This window comes from Dictyoglomus sp. DH (genome assembly GCF_055181375.1).
Genome location: NZ_CM143706.1, coordinates 1,490,577 through 1,511,713 on the forward strand (window position 1 = coordinate 1,490,577; position 21,137 = coordinate 1,511,713).

A 21,137-nucleotide genomic window follows, 5' to 3' on the forward strand; every position below is an offset into this window, starting at 1 on the left:
CTTTATTTTAGAAATGATAAGAACAGATTAATCCCATCAGAGCTTCCCAAAATATCTTCTACTGCTCTTTCAGGATGAGGCATCATACCCATTACATTACCCTTTTTATTAATAATTCCAGCAATATTATCAATTGAACCATTTGGATTTTCATATTCATATTTAAGTACTATTTGATTGTTCTCCTTCAGATCTTCTAATCCCTTTTCTGATATATAATATCTACCTTCTTTATGGGCTATAGGTATCTTAATAACCTGATTAACTAAATACCTATTCAAGAAGATATTTTGATTATTCAATACTCTTATAAAAACAGGTTTACATATAAAAGTATTGGTAACATTTGGTAACATAGCTCCAGGTAAAAGACCTGCCTCTAAAAGTATCTGGAACCCATTACATATACCTAGCACATATCCACCTTTATTTGCAAAATCTATTACCTCATTCATGATAGGAGAAAATCTTGCAATAGAACCAGCTCTCAAATAGTCTCCATAAGAAAATCCTCCAGGGAGTATTACCATATCCACCTCTTGAAGATCATGATCTTTGTGCCAGAGAAAAACTGGGTCATGTCCTGTAATCTTTAAAGCATAAAAGGTATCCATATCACAATTTGTGCCTGGAAATACCACTACTCCTACCCTCATTCTCTTTCCACCCTTATTGAAAAATCTTCTGTAACTGGATTAACAAGTACAATTTCACTCATTTTTCTAACTTTTTCCATCACTTCCTCTTCAGAATTCCCCATCAGTTTAATTTTAAGGACCTTTCCAACCCTCACATCTTTTACTTCTTCAAAGTCTAAGGAATGAAGAGCATTTCTAATAGTTTTACCTTGAGGATCAAAGATCCCCTCTTTTAAAAAGATCTCTAATATAACTGTCCATTCTTTCACTTTAATTCCTCCTTAACTCCAGATCTCTGAAATATAAAATCTATATTTTTAAGGAATACTTGCGGAGAAAAACAACTTTCTATCTCTTCCTTAGAAAGTTTTTCTGTAACTCTCTTATCTTCTAAAACTACCTCTAAAAAATCTCTTTTTTCATTGATAGCCTTAAATGCATCCTCTTGAATCCATGAATAAGCAATATCCCTTAAAACCCCTTTTTGGGTAAGAGCTAATAATAAGTTTTGAGAATAAAATATTCTATAATTAGTATTCATGTTCTCTAGAATATTCTCTTCATTAACTTTTAAATCTTTAACTATCTCATAAGTTAGATTAAGTATATAATCAGTGAGGGTAGTAGCATCTGGAAATATTACTCTTTCTACAGAAGAATGACTAATATCTCTCTCATGCCATAAAGGAATGTTTTCAAAAGCAGAATTCATATATGACCTTATTACTCTTGACAGTCCACAAATTCTTTCAGAAAGAATAGGATTTCTTTTATGAGGCATAGCTGACGATCCCTTTTGCCTCTCCCTAAAAGGTTCTTCCAATTCTCTTACTTCCGTTCTTTGGAGATGTCTAATTTCAAGAGCAATTCGTTCACAAGACGAAGCTATCATTCCTAAAACATAAATTACTTCTGCATGTCTATCTCTTGGAATAATTTGTGTAGCAACTGGTTCAGGTTCTAATCCTAAAATCTTACATGCCAATTCTTCTACTTCAGGTGACAAATGACTTAATGTACCAACAACACCTGAAAATTTTCCATATCTTATGTTTTCTCTTGCCTTTCTCAACCTCTCTAAATTTCTTTTAAGCTCTGACCACCATCCCAAAAACTTAAAACCTAAGGTGATTGGTTCTGCATGCATTCCATGAGTTCTTCCCATCATAGGCAAATCTTTGTATTGAATTGCTTTTTTTGCTATTTCATCTAACAATTTTAAGAGATCTGATTCTATATAATTAAGAGCTTCTAAAATTTGTAAAGAAAAAGCAGTATCCATAACATCTGATGATGTAAGTCCTTGATGGATGTATTCAGATCCTTCTCCTACATATTGAGCCACATTAGTTAAAAATGCTATCATCTCATGATTATTAATCTTTTCTATCTCCTTAATTTCTTCGACTTTAAATCTTGCTTTCTTTTTTATTTTTTCAAATGCTTCACTTGGGATCTCTCCTAATTTAGCTCTTGCTTCTAATACTGCCTCTTCTACCTTCCACCAAAGAGAATATCTTTTCTCATCAGACCAAACTTCTCTTAATTCCTTTCTACTATATCTTTCTAACACTTTTTTTACCTCCTTTAAAAGCAAAAAGCCCAAGCTCATAGGTTCTCCTTACGAGGGAACCTACCCGCCTGGGCTTTTATCCCTTCGGTGTAGCAAGATCAACAATCTTGCCAGCTCCGCTTGGATCTTTAGACCCTAAGGAGCTCTTCCGCTCGTAGTCAGGCAATTTACGGTTGCCTGGTAGAAACTCCCGAGCCATATTCTCGGGATTATACGAAGCTTAAGTAGATTATATAAAACTATCTCTTGAAGTTCAATATACCCCTATAAATTGCAGAATCCCCTAAATCTTCTTCTATTCTAAGTAGTTGATTATACTTAGCTATTCTATCAGTTCTACTCAAAGAACCTGTTTTTATCTGCCCACTATTCACTGCTACTGCTAAATCAGCAATAAATGTATCTTCAGTTTCTCCAGACCTATGAGATATGACAGTTCTATAGCCAGCTTGATGGGCAATTCTTATGGTATCAAGAGTCTCTGTTAAGGTACCAATTTGATTAACTTTTATCAATATTGCATTTGCAATTCCTCTTCTGATCCCTTCTGCTAAGATTTTTGGATTGGTAACAAATATATCGTCACCCACAAGCTGTATTTTCTTACCTAACTTTTCTGTTAGCTTCTCCCAACCATCCCAATCTTTTTCAGAAAGTCCATCTTCTATAGAAACAATAGGATATTTATCACATAGATATTCATAGAAAGAAATCATCTCTAAAGATGATAAAACCTTATTTTCAGCCTTCAAAATATATTTACCATCTTCATAAAATTCACTAGCAGCTGGATCTAACGCTAAAGCTACATCCTTACCAGGTTCAAATCCTGCAGATTTAATTGCTTCCACCAATATAGCCAGAGGTTCCTCATTTTTCTCTAAATATGGTGCAAAACCACCCTCATCACCTACATTTGTATTTAAACCTTTACTCTTAAGGATATTCTTTAAGGTATGAAAAACTTCAACAGCCCATCTTAGAGACTCTTTAAAAGTAGTAGCTAAGGGAACAATCATATATTCCTGAAAATCTAATGGGTTATCAGCATGTTTTCCACCATTAATTACATTCATCAAAGGAGTTGGCAATTCTCTTGCCTGTACTCCACCTAAATACAAATAAAGAGGGACACCTAAGGATTCTGCAGCTGCTCTTGCAGTAGCAAGAGATACCGCCAGTATAGCATTTGCTCCAAGTTTTGACTTGTTATCAGTACCATCAAGATCTAGCATTGTTTTGTCAACTGTATATTGATCTAATGCATCTATACCAATTATTTCTTGTGCAATTACCTCATTTATATTTCTTACCGCCTGTAAAACCCCTTTTCCTTTATATCTCTTAGGGTCGTTATCTCTTAACTCTAAAGCCTCCCTACTTCCTGTAGATGCTCCTGAAGGAACAATAGCCCTTCCTATAGAACCATCTTCTAAATAGACCTCTGCTTCTACAGTAGGATTTCCTCTTGAGTCTAAAACTTCTCTACCACGAACATCAAGAATTGCAGGCATAATTAGAAACACCTCCTAATTTAGATTTGTTTTTATTTTATTAAGGTTATTATAACACTTATTCTTAATAAAAACTTTAAATTTTCTTTTAAAAGAAGCCACTTTAATATAGAATATAATTAGAAAAAATAAAAATATTAAGCAAGGAGGCGAAAAATGGAGTACTTGGCACCCAGCTGGGAAGAAATTTATAATCTATGTCTTGATCTTGCAGATGAGATTAATAAGAATAAATTTAATCCTGAAGTTATAGTTGGGATTGCACGAGGAGGATGGATTCCTGCAAGAATACTATCTGATCTTCTTGGAAACTCTTATACAGCTAATCTTAAAATTGATTTTTATAGAGGGGTTGGAGAAACTAAAGAAAGACCAATTATAACTCAAACTATCTCAACAATTGTTGAAGGGAAAAAAGTATTAATAGCTGACGATGTGGCAGATAGTGGAAAAAGCTTAAAGGTTGCTAAAGAACACTTAGAACAATGTGGGGCCACTCAAGTAAAAATTGCTACCATATATTACAAACCCTGGTCTATCATTAAACCCGATTTTTACATAAAAGAAACAGAGGCATGGATAATCTTCCCTTGGGAAAGAAAAGAATTTGTATCTAAAATGATAGAAAGCTTAAGAGCGAAAGGACTTAGACATGATGAAATAATGAAAGAAATAGAAAAAAGTGGAATTCCTAAGGATCTAATATTAAGATTTGTAAATGATTTAATAGGAGAAGACTCATGAAAAATGCCATTTCAGCAGGTGGAGTAATTATTAATCCTATCAACAAAAAAGTTTTTATCCTAAAAAGAAAAAATTCTAATTGGGTTCTCCCTAAGGGACATATTGAAAAAGGAGAACTTCCAGAAGAAGCAGCTATAAGAGAGGTAAAAGAAGAAACAAATTTGAATGTGAAAATTATAGATTTTATAGGAAAGACCCACTATATTGCTCCCGCTACAGAAAGACATCCTGAAGAGGACAAAACAGTATTATGGTTTCTTATGGAATCCTATGACTCTAATAATGTTAAAATCGAGGAAGATGTATTCTCAGATGGAAGATTCTTGTATTTTAATGATGCATATAATCTTCTTACCTTCGAGCAAGAAAAAGAAATATTGAGAAGAGGATATGAATTATATATGCTTCAAAAAGGCGAAAAAAAACTTCATGTTTTAATGTTAAGCTGGGAATATCCACCAAGAATTGTAGGCGGACTCAGTAGACATGTGAAAGATCTCAGTGATGCTTTAGCAGAGAAATATACTAAAGTTTCCATCGTAACATGTGGTACAAAAGATGTCCCTTGGGAAGAGCATAAAGAGAATCTCTCTGTTTATAGAGTACCAGAAAAAATAATAGACACCCCCAATTTTATCTCATGGATCTTCTTTCTCAATATCTCCATGATGATTAAAGCCTTAGAAATAAACAGAACAAATCCCATAGATATCATACATGCTCATGACTGGCTATCTGCTTTTACTGGATATGTACTAAAACACTCTCTTAAAAAACCTCTTATATCAACAATTCATGCAACCGAACATGGTAGAAATCAAGGGATATATACTGAAGAACAAAAATTTATCCACAATGTAGAATGGTGGCTAACATATGAATCTTGGAAAGTAATTGTATGCAGTAACAATATGAAAGATGAAGTAAAATATCTTTTTAACTTACCGGATGACAAAATAAAAATTATCCCTAACGGTATAAACCCCGAAAACTTAAAAACCACATTAAATTATAATGAAATAAAAAGCAGATATCTTAGTCAAGATGAAAAAATGATACTCTTCGTTGGTAGAATGCACTATCAAAAGGGAGCAGAGTATCTTTTAAGATCTATACCCTATATTAATAATGATTATCCAAAAGTTAAATTCATCTTTGTAGGGACAGGGCCACAACTTGATTATTTAATTGAAGAAAGCAAGAATTTAGGTGTCAAAGAAAAAGTTATATTCACAGGCTTTGTAGATGATAACCTAAGAAATGCTCTACTCCATGCATCTGATATATGTGTTTTTCCCAGTATCTACGAACCCTTTGGGATAGTTGCATTAGAAGCTATGGCTTTAGGAAAGCCTGTAGTAGCAAGTAGGCTTGGTGGCTTTGCTGAGATAATTGAAGATGGAATAGACGGTATACTTTTTGAACCTAAAAATATATTAGATTTAGCAAATAAAATAAAAATGCTTTTATACAATGATGAGTTAAAAGAAAATATTGGAAAAATGGCAATGAAAAAAGCTTTGGAAAAATATTCTTGGAAAAGTATTGCTGAAGAAACTAAAAAGGTTTACTTTGAGATTTATAGAGAATATCTAAAAACTGATTGGTAAGGGAGGTTTTTTCATGAAAGTTGTTGTAATGGCAGGGGGAGAGGGAACAAGATTAAGACCTCTAACCATCACACGTCCCAAACCTATGACCCACATTGTTGGTAAACCTATAATGGAACATATTATTAACCTTCTTTCAGAACAGGGTTTTAAAGAATTTATTGCTACTCTATATTATTTACCTGAAATCATCCAAGAATATTTTAATGATGGGTCCAATTGGAACATAAAACTCGATTATTCTATTGAAGAATCTCCTCTCGGTACAGCTGGAAGTGTAAAATATGCCCTTAAGGATAAGGAAAAGGGAAGAATTTTAATAGTAAGTGGAGATGCCTTAACAGATTTTAACTTTCAAGAAATTATAAGATTCCATGAAGAAAAAAAAGCCTTAATTACAATTGTATTAACAAGTGTAGAAAATCCTCTAGAGTATGGCGTGGTAATTACAGATGATGAGGGAAGAATAGTTAAATTTTTAGAAAAACCCAGTTGGGGAGAGGTATTTAGTGATACGGTTAATACAGGTATATACATTTTGGAACCTGAGGTTTTAGATTATATACCAGAAAATGAGCCCTTTGATTTTAGTAAAGACCTATTCCCAACGCTTCTTGAAAAAGGTGCACCTTTATATGGTTATATAGCAAATGGATATTGGTGTGATATAGGAAATTTAGAACAATTCCTCAAAGCCAATATTGATATACTAACTGGTAAAGTAAAAATAAAGATTCCAGGTAGAGAAATTCTTCCTGGTATCTTTGTAAACGAAGATGTGGACATTTCTCACTCAGCCTTTATTAAGCCGCCCGTCTACATTGGCCAATTTTCAAAAATAAAAGAAAATGCAACTATTCTTGGACCAACAGTTTTAGGAGATTCTGTATTTGTAGATAGCGAAGCCAAGATTCAAAGAAGTGTGATATTTAATAATACCTATATAGGTAAAAAAACAAATATTTATTCATCCATAATAGGTAGTAAATGTAATATAAAAAACTCCGTAAAAATAGAAGAAGGAGCAAGCATAGGTGACAACAATACAATAGGAGATAGAGTATTTATTAATACAGGAGTTAAAATATGGCCCAATAAATATATAGAGACTGGATCCATTGTTAATACAAGTATTGTCTGGGGAAGCCATTGGAGAAAAACCCTCTTTGGTCAAAGGGGAATTACAGGAAAAATAAATATAGAAATAACCCCTGAATTTGCAACTAAAATAGGCGCGTCTTTTGGTACCATACTTCCCAAATCATCTTATGTGGTAATGAGTAGAGATGCAAGGCCAGCTTGCAGAATGATAAAAAGAGCTATTTTAACAGGTATTCTCTCTACAGGTGTAAATGTGTTTGATATAAGGACCCTTCCAATACCCGTATCCAGATATGCTACCCCAAATTTGGATACTGTTGCAGGCGTTCATATAAGAATATCACCTTATGATCCTGAAAAAATATTAATAGAATTTTTTGATAGATCAGGTATTAACATTGATAAAAATACTGAAAGAAAAATAGAAAATACTTTCTTCAGAGAAGATTTTAGAAGAACTTACACAGAAGAAGTAGGAGAAATAAAATTTCCTCCGCATGTAATAGAATATTATACATGGGGATTACTTAAATCAATAGATAAATCAAGTATTGAGAAAAAAAGATATAAAGTTGTAATTGATTATCAAGGAAATAGCGCTTCTTTATTCTTACCCAATATACTCTCCCAATTAAAGATAGAAAACATATCTCTTAACATATATGGAGAAGATACACATAAAATAAAGGTTCCCAATGAAGAAGTTATTAAAATTACAAAGGCTGTTGGGGCTGATTTTGGCTTAATTATCAATAATGACGGTGAAAGTTTCTCAATCATAACACCAGGGGGAAAATATCTTGCAAAAGATGAGTTAATCGCAGTTCTCACCTATCTTACATTAAAACTTTATCCAAACTCGCAAATAGTCATACCAGTGAATATTTCCCAATCAATAGAAAAGATAGCTAATAATTTAGGAGGAAGAATAATAAGAAGCAAAATTTCACCTTCTGAACTAACAAAAACTTTATTAAGAACAGAATCCAAATTTGGAGCTAGTGAAGATGGCCTTATATTTCCTGATTTTCAACCTGTTTTTGACGGAATATATGGTCTATTAAAGTTTCTCGAAATCTATTCAAAGAATAATCTCACACTAAATGAACTAGCAGAAGAATTGCCAGAATATTTCAAAGTAAAAGCTACGGTAGATTGTTATGCAGAAAATAAAGGAAAAATCATGAGAAAGCTTATAGAAGAGAATGCTGAAAAAAACATAGAATATATAGATGGAATAAAAGTATATATAGATGATTCTTGGGTACTTATTATTCCACACCCAGAAGAGCCTGCCCTTATAATATATGCAGAATCTACAACTCTAAAGAAGGCTCAAGAACTATTGGAGGAATTCAGCCAAAAGATTAAAGATTTAAACATAGCTTTAACCTAATTTTAACTTGACATTAATATATACCCAAACTATCTTAAAATAAGGCATAAATTAAAAAAAGGAGGTTTAAAGATGCAAAACCTACTCTGGATTGTGCCTATCTCAGGTGCCATAGGTCTTTTAGTAGCTTATATTATTGCTAAGGGTATTCTTAAAGAAGAAGTAGGCCCTGCAGAAATTCAGAAAATCATGAAAGCTATACAACAAGGAGCAGATGCCTTTCTAAATCGCGAGATAAAAACCGTAGCAATTTTTGTTATTATATTCGGTATATTTATGGCTTTAGTTTTACAACCTTTATTAGGATTAGCCTTCATCATTGGTGCAGCCTTTTCTATGCTTTCTGGATATATAGGAATGAAGATAGCAACAAGGGCAAATGGAAGAACCACTTACGCTGCTTCAAAGTACGGTGTAGGTAAAGCTTTGGATATTGCATTTTCTGGTGGAGCAGTTATGGGACTTATGGAAGCAAGTCTAGGAATCTTTGGTGCAAGTTTAATTTACCTCATTCTTAGCAATTTTATGCCAGATCCAAGATTAAAGCTTGAAATTATCAGTGGATATGCATTAGGAGCAAGTTTCATAGCCCTTTTTGCTCGTGTAGGTGGTGGTATTTACACAAAAGCTGCAGATGTAGGGGCAGATCTTGTTGGTAAAGTCGAGGCAGGAATACCAGAAGATGATCCAAGAAATCCTGCTGTTATAGCTGATAATGTAGGAGACAATGTAGGAGATGTAGCAGGAATGGGAGCAGACCTCTATGAATCCTACGTAGGAGCTATCCACGCTGGCGCAGTATTAGGATTTGCATATGCCGATATGAAAGGTTTACTCTACCCCTTCCTATTTGCAGTTATAGGTCTTTATTCCTCTATTATTGGTATTATCTTTACAAAAGTATACGCATCAAGAAAAAATGCTGATCCTGCTAATGCTTTAAGAAATGGTACCTTCCTTGCCTCTATCATTGCTATTATTGGATCTTTCTTTTTAGCTAAATCTCTATTAGGAAATTTAGGGCCTTTCTGGGCAGGAACCATTGGAATAATAGTAGGTATACTAGTAGGTCTGATAAGTGAATATTATACATCCAATAAACCTATAGAAAGAATTGCTTATGCCAGTACTACAGGTCCCGCTACAAACATAATTACAGGACTTTCTGTTGGTATGGAAAGTACATTCCTTACCATAGTAGTTCTTGCAATAGGTACGTACCTTTCCTACTTAGCAAATGGCATGTGGGGTATAGCAATCGCTGGTGTTGGAATGCTTGCAACCTTAGGTATTACCCTTTCTGTTGATGCTTATGGACCAATAGCTGATAATGCTAGTGGAATAGCAGAAATGGCTCACCAAGGAGAAAAAGTCAGAGAAATAACAAGCTCTCTTGACGCTTATGGAAACACTACTGCAGCTATGGGTAAAGGCTTTGCTATCGGATCAGCCATATTAACTGCTCTGTCCTTATTTGCTGCTTTCAAAGAATGGTCCCAAATATCACATATCGATGTTTCAAAAGCACCAGTTCTTGCAGGTGCTCTTATAGGTGGGATGTTACCATTCCTATTCTCAGCCTTAGCTTTGAGAGCAGTAGGTGAAGCAGCAACTCATATGGTAGAAGAAGTTAGAAGACAATTTAGAGAAATAAAAGGACTTCTCGAAGGAAAAGCAGAGCCAGATTATGCAAGATGTGTAGATATAAGTACACGCGGTGCATTAAAAGCTATGATTCTTCCAAGCTTAATCATGATATTATCTCCTTTTATTATTGCATTCTTATTAGGTAAAGAGGCCTTAGGTGGTATGCTTACAGGTGCAACCATCTCTGGAGGATTATTAGCTATATTTATGGCAAATGCTGGTGGGGCCTGGGATAATGCTAAAAAATTAATAGAACATGGTAAGTTTGGGGGTAAAGGTTCTGATGCCCATAAGGCAGCTGTAGTAGGAGATACAGTGGGGGATCCTTTCAAAGACACAGCTGGACCTTCAATTAACATATTAATAAAACTTATGGCTGTAATTTCTCTTGTATTCTTGCCAATATTCTTCCACTAAAACTACAAAGATAAAAACATTAAGGGGTGGAAGACAATCTTCCACCCCTTTTTTATTCTTGACATTAATCTCATATATAATATACTAACCTAAATCTTTACATATATTTTTGGAAGGAGGGATAACTTGTTCAAGAAACTACCATCACTAATAAACTTCCCAAAGATGGAAGAAGAGATAATGAAATTTTGGAAAGATAGAGATACATTCAAAAAATCCTTAGAAATAAGAAAGGGATCACCTAGATTTAATTTCTATGAGGGACCACCCACTGCCAACGGTAAACCTCACGCAGGTCATGTTCTACCCAGAATATATAAGGACCTTTTCCCAAGATATAAAACCATGCAAGGATATTACGTGCCAAGAAAAGCAGGATGGGATACCCATGGGCTTCCTGTAGAGCTTGAGGTAGAAAAAGAGTTGGGTATTAACAGCAAACAAGAAATAGAAAAATACGGGATAGAAGAGTTTAATAAAAAATGTAGAGAAAGTGTATTTAGATACGAAAGAGAATGGCGACTATTTACAGAGAGAATTGGTTTCTGGATTGATATGGATAATCCCTATATTACATTAAGCAATGACTATATAGAATCAGTCTGGTGGCTTTTAAAAAAAATTTGGGAAAGAGGCTTACTTTATAAAGGATATAAAATTGTCCCTTGGTGTCCAAGATGCGAAACAGCCCTATCAGATCACGAGGTAGCTCAAGGTTATAAAGAAACAGAAGATCCATCTATTTTTGTAAAATTTAAGATAAAAAATCAAAATGATACATATTTTCTTGCATGGACTACAACTCCATGGACCCTTATATCTAATATAGCATTAGCTGTACATCCTGATGAAGATTATGTGAAAGTGAAATATAATAACGAATACTACATATTAGCAGAAAAAAGATTAACTTATGTATTTCCAGAAGGAAACTACGAAATAATAGAAAAGTATAAAGGCAAAGATTTAGAAAAAAATTATTATGAACCCCTATTCAATTTCTTACCCATCGATAAAGATTCTCATTATGTTGTACTTGGAGATTTTGTAACCTTAGAAGATGGTACAGGAATTGTCCATATTGCACCAGCCTTTGGAGATGAGGACTTCCAAATAGGGAAAAAATATGATCTTCCCTTCTTACAACCTGTAGATCAAAATGGCAAATTTATAAAAGAGGTTGAACCATGGGCAGGAATGTTCATAAAAAAAGCTGATCCCTTAATCATTGAAAATCTAAAAGATAGGGGCTTATTATTTAAAGAAGAAAAATATCTACACTCATATCCATTCTGTTGGAGATGTGATACTCCTCTAATTTATTATGCCAGAGCCTCATGGTATATAAAAACTACCGCAGTAAAAGAAGATTTACTGAGAAATAATCAAAAAATAAATTGGTATCCAGAACATATTAAAGAAGGAAGATTTGGTAATTGGCTAGCTAATAATATTGATTGGTCGCTAAGTAGAGAAAGATATTGGGGTACCCCACTACCCATATGGATATGTGAGTCTTGTGGGCACCAAGAATGTATAGGAAGCTATAAAGAATTAGGTATCACTGATACAAAAAACTTTGATCCTCATAAACCTTATATAGACAAAATTACATTAAAATGTCCAAAATGCGGGGGTACAATGTATAGAGTACCTGAAGTTATTGACTGTTGGTTTGATTCAGGAGCTATGCCAGTAGCCCAATGGCATTATCCTTTTGAAAATGAGGAAGAATTTAAAGCTTCTTTCCCCGCAGATTTCATATGTGAAGCTATTGATCAAACAAGAGGATGGTTCTATAGTCTTCTTGCCATATCTACCTTAGTATTTAACAAGCCTGCTTATAATAATGTTCTCGTGACGGAATTAGTGTTAGATGAAAAAGGCGAAAAAATGAGTAAACACAAAGGTAATGTAGTTGATCCCTGGCTAATATTGAATAGATACGGGGCAGATGCTTTAAGATGGTATATCTTTACTGTAAGTCCTCCATGGGTACCACTAAGATTTTCTCCTGATGCTGTAAATGAAGCCCTTAAAAAATTCCTTTTAACCTTATGGAATACCGTCTCTTTTTTCTCAATTTATGCTGAAATAGATGGCTTTGAGCCGGAAAAAAATAATATCCCCTTAGAAAATCTTGAAGATATTTCTGATAGATGGATTATATCAAGACTAAATAGCTTGATATTAAAAGTAAGAGAAGACATGGATAAATTCAATGCTACTTCTGCAGCAAGATCAATACAAAGTTTTGTCATAGACGATCTAAGTAACTGGTATATAAGATTAAATAGAGAAAGATTTTGGAAATCAGAAAAGGATAATGATAAATGGTCAGCTTATACAACCACTTATACTGTAATAAAAGAGCTTACTAAGCTTTTAGCTCCTTTTATCCCATTTACAACAGAAAAAATATATCAAGAAATAGTTAGGGTAGCAGAAAAGGAAGCTCCCGAAAGTGTGCATCTTTGTGATTATCCTCAAGGAGAAATTAAATATATAGATCCTGCATTAGAAGCAGATATGGAAATAGTTAGAGATATTGTTACTATAGGAAGAATGCTTAGAAATCAAGCAAACATAAAAATAAGACAACCGTTATCAAAGATATGGATAAACACGAAAGGAAATAAAGAAAATCTTGAAAAACTTTATAAATACATAAAGCAAGAACTTAATGTCAATGACGTAATTTTCTCTAATCCAGAGGCAAAAGACAATATATTAATTCATCAAGATGATAATCTCCAAGTAGGATTGGACATAACAATAACAGAAGATTTATTAAAGAAAGGAATATTGAGAGAGTTAGAGCATAAAATTCAAATGCTAAGAAAAGAAGCAAAGTTAGATTATGCAGATAGAATAAAATTCTACTATCAAGGATCTCCTAAAATAAAGGAAATCATAGAAGAAAACAAAGAAGAACTCTCAGAAGAAATTTTGGCTATTGAAATACATGAAGGAGAAATACCAGATACTGCTTATAAAAAGAATATAAAAGTGTATGATGAAGAGATATTAGTAGGTTTTGAAAAAGTATAAAAGGGGGTTTAGGTAAATGATGAAATTTAAAAAACTATCCATTATATTTATCATATTAATTTTAGTAAATACCATCTTTTCCTTTTCTTCAATCTTACCCATATCTATAAAAGATGATATAGGAAGAGAAATAACCATTAAAGAGTATCCTAAGAGAATTATATCTCTTGCTCCTTCATCAACTGAAATACTTTTTGAAATAGGCGCTGGAGATAGAGTGGTTGGAGTCACTGATTTTTGTAATTATCCAAAGGAAGCTCAAACAAAAGAGAAAGTAGGAGGTTTTAGCAATCCAAACATAGAAAAAATTATCTCCTTAAAACCAGATTTAATTGTTCTATACAAAAGTTTTCCAAAGGAAGTTTTTAACCAATTGGAAAAATCTCTTCCAAATACTTCATTTATTGTTCTTGCCCCAAAAACTTATGAAGATGTAATGAAAAATATCATATTAGTAGGTAAGACCGTAGGAAAAGAAAATGAAGCAAGGAAAGTTTACAACAATATGCTTAATGGATGGTTAGAGATACAAAAAAGAGTTGCTTCTATAAAGAAATCTCCAAAGGTTCTTTTCTTAATTTGGAATGATCCATTTATATCTGTATCACCTTCCACCTTTCTGGGTGATCTTTTGAAAAAACTAAAAGCCAAAAATATTGTAGAAAATAATGAGCCAGAATACCCTGTTCTTAGTTTAGAGTATATTATCTCAAAAAACCCTGATATTATAATTATTGGAGAAATGTCAGGTATATCAAAGGAATCCATAATGAGTCACCCAATCTTAAAAGATACGAATGCAGTAAAAAATAAAAAAGTTTTTACAGTAAATGATGATTTAGTTTTCAGACCAGGCCCAAGACTTGTGGATGGACTTAAAGCACTCTACAAAACTTTATATGAAAATTAAGCTTTCTTTTTTATTAATACTTTTACTTTTTTTAAGTATTATCTCTGTAAAAATAGGAGATATAAAAGGAAATAATGAGGTCCGGGGAGTCATTATATATAACATAAGGTTGCCCCGGACTCTTTTATCTATTTTTGTCGGTGGAAATCTTGGTATTGCAGGAGCTATTCTTCAAAGTCTTTTCCACAATCCATTAGCAGAACCTCATATTATAGGCTTATCTTCCGGAGCACTATTAGGTACTACCATATATTTTCTTATGGCTGGAAGTACTTGGGATATTGATCCCCTTTTTACACCTTGGTTTGCTATTTTAGGTTCGATTTTCGTGCTATTTTTACTTTTAATCTTTAATCAAAGATTTCAAAGTTCAAATACCTTAATACTTTTAGGTATATCATTAAATTCTTTATTATCTTCCTTTACTTCTTTATTACTTTTTTTAAAACAAAAAACTTTTCAAGGTGTTTATTTTTGGATTCTTGGAGGCTTTAATGGCAAATCATGGAATCACTTTTATATTCTACTTTATTACTCATTAATAAGCATACCATGGGCTTTCTTGTGGAGAAAAAAATTTAATATTCTATTCCTAAGTGAAGAAGAGATATATAGTCTTGGAATTTCTTTAAAAAAGATCCAACCATTAATAATAATACTTTTAACTATTTTAATAGCCCCATCAGTTGCAGTATCTGGAATGATAGGATTTGTTGGCCTTATTTCTCCCCATCTAATGAGAGTATGGGAAACAGCAGACTACAAGTGGCTAATACCATCAAGTTACCTTGCAGGATCCATCCTTTTATTATCATCGGACATTTTATCAAGAATTCTTTTTTATCCAACAGAAATACCAATAGGTATAATAACGTCTTTCTTAGGCGTACCATTCTTTATCTATCTTCTTATCAAAAGGCAATGATAAAATTTTTAAATGTAAGTGCTGGCTACGAAACCAAGAAAATAGTATTAAAGAATTTTACCTGGGAAACACCCGAAAAGGGTTTTATAGGAATAATTGGCCCTAATGGGGCTGGAAAAAGTACTATTTTTAGATTAATTATAAGGTATATTGTACCTACTTTAGGTGAGATATATTTAAATAATATCAATATTAAAAAATATTCACAGGAAAATTTAGCAAAAATTATAGCTCTTCTTCCTCAAAAGCCTATATGGGAACCCTCTTTATCAGTAGAAGAATATATATCCTTAGGTAGGTATCCTCATCATCCCTCATGGAGACCATTAAGTAAAAAAGATATTATAAGAGTAAATGAAATCATGATATCAACAGATACCATAATGCTTAAAAAGAAAAAATTACATCAACTTTCGGGAGGAGAATTACAAAGGGTTATTATCGCAAGAATATTAGCCCAAGACCCTCAAATTATCCTTCTAGATGAACCTACAAATAACTTAGATCCATATTATCAAATAAGCATCTTAGATAAGATTAGAGAATTAAGCAAAGAAATACTTATTATAGCTAACCTACATGACATAAACTTAGCCTCTTTTTATACAGATTATATCTTAGCTTTAAGAAATGGTATGGCTCTATCCTTCGGGAAGACAAAAGAAGTATTAAATTGTAATCTTTTAAATCAACTCTTTAACATAAGATATACAGAAATAAATTATAAAAATAAAAAAATATTTTTACCTTTTCACATTACCAATCAGGAAGAGAAATCTTAGAAAGCCTTCTATCTATAAGCCAGATTCGTATTATAAGGGCAAGTATACCCCCAAATATCACTTGGGAGAACGTTAGAAGATAAAAGAAAAAAAGAATAACTAAAAAAATCTTCGTTTCATTTTTTTTTGAAGCAAAAATGAAATGTTTACTTAGAGTAATCTCTCCCTTTACACTACCTGGATATTCTCTGTATATCCAAATATTACTTAAAAATCCAGGAATATCTAAATAAAAGAAATATAAAGATAGAGTAAATCCTACAATAACCTCATAGATCTCTTTACTGAAACCTTTTTGAGTTGTAAGATACCATACAAAAAGTACATACATTATAAGAAACAAATTAAGAAACCAAAATATTAGTCCTCTCTTTTTGGGTGTTTCTTTTTCTTTCTTCTCATCCTTTCTCCAAGGGAGGACAATCTCTCCTACTCCTTCTACTTTTATATATTTCTTAGCATCCTCTTCATAAGACATACTTTCCCTTTTTTTCAGTATATCATGAAATATAATCATAAATAAGACTACCAAAGGAATAAACCATGGTTCATAAATAAGTCCCATTTATTATACCTCCTTATAAGTGAGAGTCTTCATTCTTAAAATAACATTTTTCGGATCTTCCGAACCAAAAATTCCTTGCCCACTAATCAATATGTTTGCCCCAGCGCTAACCACCAAAGGAGCAGTTCTTAAATCAATACCCCCATCTACCATTATATCTAAATTTATCCCCTCCTTAATAGCTCTTTCTCTTAGATCCCTTATTTTTTTAAGACAAAAAGGTAAAAATTCCTGCCCCCCATAACCAGGATTTACAGTCATAAGTAGAACTAAATCCACTTCTCCAAGAAGATAATCCAAAGTAGACAGAGGAGTTGCTGGATTTAAGGTTATAAAAGGACGAACTTTATGTTCTCTTATATATTTTAATAATCTTTGAGGATGATAGGTATTTTCAATATGAAATCCTAAATGATCAGCTCCAGATTCTATAAACATATCTACAAAAAGTTCTGGCTTTTCAACCATAAGATGTACATTAAGAGGTAAATTAAATCTCTTTTTTATCGCCTTCACTAAAGATGGACCATAACTTAGATTAGGGACAAAATGTCCATCCATAATATCAACGTGTAATGCATCAGAATATTCCTCGACAAGTCTTATAGATTTTTCCATATTTAAAAGATCAGCTGAAAGAATTGAAGGAAATACTTGGACTTTCATTTTACTCTTCCTCAGAAGTATATGTAGATTCAGGAGTATTTCCATAAGAAGACGTGGTAAAGGTATATAAAAGAACCGTTCCACCCTTTTCCATATATATATTAGCTTGAGGGACTTGTTTTACCACATATCCCTCCTTATTTCCAGCAAAATCAACCACAAAACCTGCCCTCTCAAGAATATTCAAAGCCTCTCCCATATCTTTATACCTAACATCTGGAACTTTAGCAAAAGAGGCAGGCATATTTATCCATAAAATTATACTACTTCCTATTGGAACCTTAGTAGTCAATGGATTTTGATCTAAAACCAATAAAAAATCTTTATTTCTATCCATTAATATACCACCAATCACAATTTTAAAGTTTTTTTCCGATAATATCTTAGAAGCTTCCATAATATTTTTTCCTCTTACATCAGGAGGAACAACAGATTCTACATTTGAAGATACAGTATTCTTAAAAAGGATTATAAAAAGGATAAAGATTAATAGATTTATTCCTATAAGGATATAAAGTATAAGTTCCTTAATTGGAATTTTTTTCATAATTCATCCCCCTCATAATTAAATAAGTTGCTCTTAATTGCCCACATCCAGCCCTAATTTTACTTCCATAAGAAATTCTCAATGTATTATTTATACCATTCTTATCTAAAATCTCTTTAAACTTCCTAATAGAATAAATATAAGAAGGTTCCCATGGATATTCCTTTACTTTATTCCAAGGAATTAAATTCACATGAGCAGGTTTACCCTTAAGAAGTATAGATAGTTTATCTGCATGTTCAATTCTATCATTAAAATCTTTTATAAGCACATATTCAAAAGTTATTCTTCTTTTTGTAACATTTGCATAAAACCAAGCGCTTTCTAATAACTCTTCTATGGGATATTTCTTATTAATGGGAATTATTTGATTTCTCAATTCATTGTCAGGAGCATGTAAAGAAATAGCAAGCCTTACTTTAACTTTTTCATTTGCAAGATTATATATCTTTGGAACTATTCCAACAGTAGAAATAGTTATATGTTTACTACCTATTCCAAACCCCCAATCACTGTTGAATATCTCTATAGATCTTATTACTGCATCATAATTAGCTAAAGGTTCACCCATTCCCATAAAAACAATATTGGAAATTCTTTCTCCTTCTTTCCATAACTCTTTTTGAATTGTCAATGCCTGCCCAATAATCTCTTCAATCTTTAAATTTCTTTTCAAACCTATTAGTCCTGTAGCACAAAATTTACAAGAAAAAGAACAACCTACCTGCACTGATATACATATGGTATTTCTATTATGATGTCTTATAAGAACGGTTTCTATATTTTCACCATCTGATAATTGTAAAAGATATTTGAAGGTATTACCTGCATCTTTCTTATCAACAACATGAGGAAGGTCAAAAGAGAAAAACTCTTTTAATTTATTTCTTAGATTCATGGGCAAATTACTCATCTTCTCAGGATCCCATTTTCCTTTTTTATATATCCAATTCAAAATCTGATCTACCCTATAGGATAGCTCATTCCATCCTTTCAATATCTCTAAAAGATTTTCTTTATTTAGTGAAAATATATTTTTAGTACTCACGGCTCAACAAGCTAATAAAAAAACCATCAGTTTTATATTTATAGGGTAAAACTCTAAATATCCCATTAAACTCCTCATATCTATAGGAGAATTTTTCTAAAATAAAATTGGGATTGTTTTGGAGAAAAGATAAAACCACACCTTCATTTTCACTCCAAGTAAGCGTACATGTACTATAAAGAATTTTTCCTCCTCTTTTAACTAATTTTCCTGCTCTCTCTAAAATCTTTAATTGTAATTTAGAATTTTCATAAATTTGATCCTTTGATAACCTCCACTTTATTTCGGGTTTATGACTTAAAACCCCTAAACCTGTACATGGAGCATCTAAAAGAACTTTATCAAAAATACCATTAAAAGATTCTGGAATAGATGTAGCATCTATATTTAAAGTCTCTATTATTTTAACTCCTAGCCTTTTTGCATTCTCTTCTACCAAACCTATCCTATTTTTATTAATATCCACAGATACAATTTTTCCCTCATTTTTCATTAATTCAGCCATATGTGTACTTTTAAGCCCTGGAGCAGAACAAAGATCAATAACTTTTTCTCCTGGTTTTGGATTTAATATTAAAGCAGGTAACATAGAAGCTTCACTCTGTACAATGAAATAACCTTCTCTAAATAGGTCCAAATTTTCTAAAAAAACTCCATTTTTCACTATTAAGGCTTGATCAACCAAATAACCATCTTCCACATCAATACTTCTTTTTGTTAATTCTCTTTTCAATTCTTCTTTATTTGTTTTCAATGTATTCACCCTTAAAGAAAATCTCTGAGGTCTATTACTCCAAGACGCTATCTTAATCTTTTCAGTTGTGCCTAAATAATCGTCCCATTCATCTAATATAAAATCTGGAATAGCATATTTTAAATTTTCAGGAAAAGATCTTAAATCAACATTATTTTTATTTTCAATGATTCTTCTTGCAACGGCGTTTATTAATTTAACTTCTCTAGGAGCTTTTTCTTTTGCTACTTCAACGATTTCATTTATTGCAATAGGAAGAATAGTATTTCTAATAAAATATACATGATATACTACTAATCTTAAAAGAATTCTTGCATATAAAGAAAGATTATTTTTTTTAACATATTTTCTCCATATAAAATCTAATGTATCTCTCCACCTCGTAACTCCATAAACTAACTCGGTAATAAGATGTTTTTCATTGATAGAAAGATTATAAATAGGAAGCCTATTCCTCAGAAGAATATTTAAATAGGCTTCCTTCTTTTCTAATTCATATAAAATCTCAGCTGACCTTTTTCTTACCTCCATTAGTCGCGATTTCTCATATTTGCAAGTAAAACAAGACGGAAGAGGTTCAATAATGCAGTTAAAGCAGCAGCAAGATAAGTAAGAGCTGCAGCATTTAAAACTTGCTTTACTCCCTCTGCTTCTTTAGGTGTAACAATTCCCAAAGATAATAAAATCTCACGAGCTCTTTTACTTGCATTAATTTCCACAGGAAGAGTAACAATATAGAAAAGTACAGCCAAAGAGAAGGCCAATATACCGATATTCATGAGACTGGGGCTACCAAATAAAAATCCTAAGAAGAAAAGTGGAAAAGCAAGATTAGTCCCTAAATTAGCTATAGGTACAAGAGAAGATCTAAGAGCAAGAGCATAATAACCTGTAGCATGTTGAACAGCATGTCCAATTTCATGAGCAGCTACACCTACTGCTGCCACAGAATAAGAAGAGTAAACAGGTTCGGAAAGCCTCAAAACCTTTGATGATGGATCATAATGATCTGTGAGACTTCCTGGAGCCATTTCTATTCTCACATCATTTAAACCAAAAGCTCTCAATATTATTTCAGCCGCTTCTCTTCCCGTTAATCTCTTAGAGTTAGGTATCTCTGAATAATATGTAAAGGTCGATCTAACTTTTAAGCTCGCATATATAGACAATAACAATGCAGGTAGCAATATAATATATGTAGGATCCCAAAAGAAAAACATTTATATATCACCTCCCAATTAATATATTA

18 protein-coding genes and 1 riboswitch are annotated in these 21,137 nt (G+C 32.5%); of the genes, 8 read left to right on the top strand and 10 right to left on the bottom strand.

Annotated elements, in window-relative coordinates:
- Nucleotides 1–2 precede the first annotated feature (2 nt).
- The 4 genes from purQ to eno all read right to left on the bottom strand — a co-directional run bounded on the left by purQ (nt 3) and on the right by eno (nt 3,725).
- Entirely contained in the window at nt 3–656 is a 654-nt protein-coding gene (purQ, locus tag ACY3JJ_RS07480; RefSeq protein ID WP_463081816.1) for a phosphoribosylformylglycinamidine synthase subunit PurQ, read from the bottom strand.
- Nucleotides 653–907 (bottom strand): phosphoribosylformylglycinamidine synthase subunit PurS, encoded by a 255-nt coding sequence (gene purS / locus ACY3JJ_RS07485; RefSeq protein ID WP_463081815.1) that lies wholly within the window; start codon nt 905–907, stop codon nt 653–655. Before purS ends, purQ begins: the two co-directional genes overlap by 4 nt.
- The gene (gene purB / locus ACY3JJ_RS07490; protein ID WP_463091442.1) at nt 904–2,211 is read right to left on the bottom strand and encodes an adenylosuccinate lyase; all 1,308 of its coding nucleotides are present in this window, start codon (nt 2,209–2,211) and stop codon (nt 904–906) included. Before purB ends, purS begins: the two co-directional genes overlap by 4 nt.
- Before the next feature lie 135 nt (nt 2,212–2,346).
- A riboswitch (purine riboswitch) is annotated at nt 2,347–2,448 on the bottom strand.
- 2 nt (nt 2,449–2,450) lie between these two features.
- Nucleotides 2,451–3,725, bottom strand: a complete 1,275-nt coding sequence (gene eno / locus ACY3JJ_RS07495) for a phosphopyruvate hydratase (RefSeq protein WP_463091443.1) — start codon at nt 3,723–3,725, stop codon at nt 2,451–2,453.
- A gap of 156 nt (nt 3,726–3,881) precedes the next feature.
- Between eno and ACY3JJ_RS07500 the strand changes: the two genes are divergently transcribed.
- From ACY3JJ_RS07500 to ACY3JJ_RS07535, 8 genes are all read left to right on the top strand, one after another.
- Nucleotides 3,882–4,469, top strand: coding sequence for a phosphoribosyltransferase (locus tag ACY3JJ_RS07500; protein WP_463083605.1), 588 nt, complete (start codon nt 3,882–3,884; stop codon nt 4,467–4,469).
- Nucleotides 4,466–6,079, top strand: a complete 1,614-nt coding sequence (locus ACY3JJ_RS07505) for a glycosyltransferase (protein WP_463091444.1) — start codon at nt 4,466–4,468, stop codon at nt 6,077–6,079. Before ACY3JJ_RS07500 ends, ACY3JJ_RS07505 begins: the two co-directional genes overlap by 4 nt.
- A 13-nt stretch (nt 6,080–6,092) precedes the next feature.
- On the top strand, nt 6,093–8,576 hold the full coding sequence (locus ACY3JJ_RS07510; protein WP_463091445.1) for a sugar phosphate nucleotidyltransferase: 2,484 nt from the start codon (nt 6,093–6,095) through the stop codon (nt 8,574–8,576).
- Between the two features lie 72 nt (nt 8,577–8,648).
- Nucleotides 8,649–10,640, top strand: a complete 1,992-nt coding sequence (locus ACY3JJ_RS07515; protein ID WP_463091446.1) for a sodium-translocating pyrophosphatase — start codon at nt 8,649–8,651, stop codon at nt 10,638–10,640.
- Between the two features lie 126 nt (nt 10,641–10,766).
- Nucleotides 10,767–13,691: an isoleucine--tRNA ligase gene (gene ileS / locus ACY3JJ_RS07520; RefSeq protein WP_463091447.1), complete on the top strand. Its 2,925-nt coding sequence runs from the start codon at nt 10,767–10,769 to the stop codon at nt 13,689–13,691.
- A 16-nt stretch (nt 13,692–13,707) separates the two neighbouring features.
- Nucleotides 13,708–14,601, top strand: coding sequence for an ABC transporter substrate-binding protein (locus ACY3JJ_RS07525; RefSeq protein WP_463091448.1), 894 nt, complete (start codon nt 13,708–13,710; stop codon nt 14,599–14,601).
- The gene (locus tag ACY3JJ_RS07530) at nt 14,591–15,526 is read left to right on the top strand and encodes a FecCD family ABC transporter permease (RefSeq protein WP_463091449.1); all 936 of its coding nucleotides are present in this window, start codon (nt 14,591–14,593) and stop codon (nt 15,524–15,526) included. Before ACY3JJ_RS07525 ends, ACY3JJ_RS07530 begins: the two co-directional genes overlap by 11 nt.
- A complete protein-coding gene (locus ACY3JJ_RS07535) occupies nt 15,523–16,308 on the top strand; it encodes an ABC transporter ATP-binding protein (RefSeq protein WP_463083599.1) in 786 nt (261 codons plus the stop codon). Before ACY3JJ_RS07530 ends, ACY3JJ_RS07535 begins: the two co-directional genes overlap by 4 nt.
- Here the strand turns inward: ACY3JJ_RS07535 and ACY3JJ_RS07540 are convergent.
- From ACY3JJ_RS07540 to ACY3JJ_RS07565, 6 genes are read right to left on the bottom strand one after another with little or no spacing between them, the layout of a single operon-like run.
- Nucleotides 16,283–16,873: a hypothetical protein gene (locus ACY3JJ_RS07540; protein ID WP_463091450.1), complete on the bottom strand. Its 591-nt coding sequence runs from the start codon at nt 16,871–16,873 to the stop codon at nt 16,283–16,285. The two genes, ACY3JJ_RS07535 and ACY3JJ_RS07540, sit on opposite strands and share 26 nt — an antisense overlap.
- A gap of 3 nt (nt 16,874–16,876) precedes the next feature.
- Nucleotides 16,877–17,539 carry a ribulose-phosphate 3-epimerase gene (rpe, locus tag ACY3JJ_RS07545; RefSeq protein WP_463091451.1) on the bottom strand — a complete coding sequence of 221 codons (663 nt, stop codon included), beginning with the start codon at nt 17,537–17,539 and terminating at the stop codon, nt 16,877–16,879.
- Between the two features lies 1 nt (nt 17,540).
- Entirely contained in the window at nt 17,541–18,086 is a 546-nt protein-coding gene (locus ACY3JJ_RS07550) for a PASTA domain-containing protein (RefSeq protein ID WP_463091452.1), read from the bottom strand.
- Nucleotides 18,067–19,134, bottom strand: coding sequence for a dual-specificity RNA methyltransferase RlmN (rlmN, locus tag ACY3JJ_RS07555; RefSeq protein WP_463091453.1), 1,068 nt, complete (start codon nt 19,132–19,134; stop codon nt 18,067–18,069). The genes ACY3JJ_RS07550 and rlmN overlap by 20 nt, the downstream gene beginning before the upstream one ends.
- Nucleotides 19,124–20,419 (bottom strand): 16S rRNA (cytosine(967)-C(5))-methyltransferase RsmB, encoded by a 1,296-nt coding sequence (gene rsmB, locus ACY3JJ_RS07560; protein WP_463091454.1) that lies wholly within the window; start codon nt 20,417–20,419, stop codon nt 19,124–19,126. Before rsmB ends, rlmN begins: the two co-directional genes overlap by 11 nt.
- The gene (locus tag ACY3JJ_RS07565; RefSeq protein WP_463091455.1) at nt 20,419–21,108 is read right to left on the bottom strand and encodes a zinc metallopeptidase; all 690 of its coding nucleotides are present in this window, start codon (nt 21,106–21,108) and stop codon (nt 20,419–20,421) included. The genes rsmB and ACY3JJ_RS07565 overlap by 1 nt, the downstream gene beginning before the upstream one ends.
- Nucleotides 21,109–21,137: the final 29 nt, after the last annotated feature.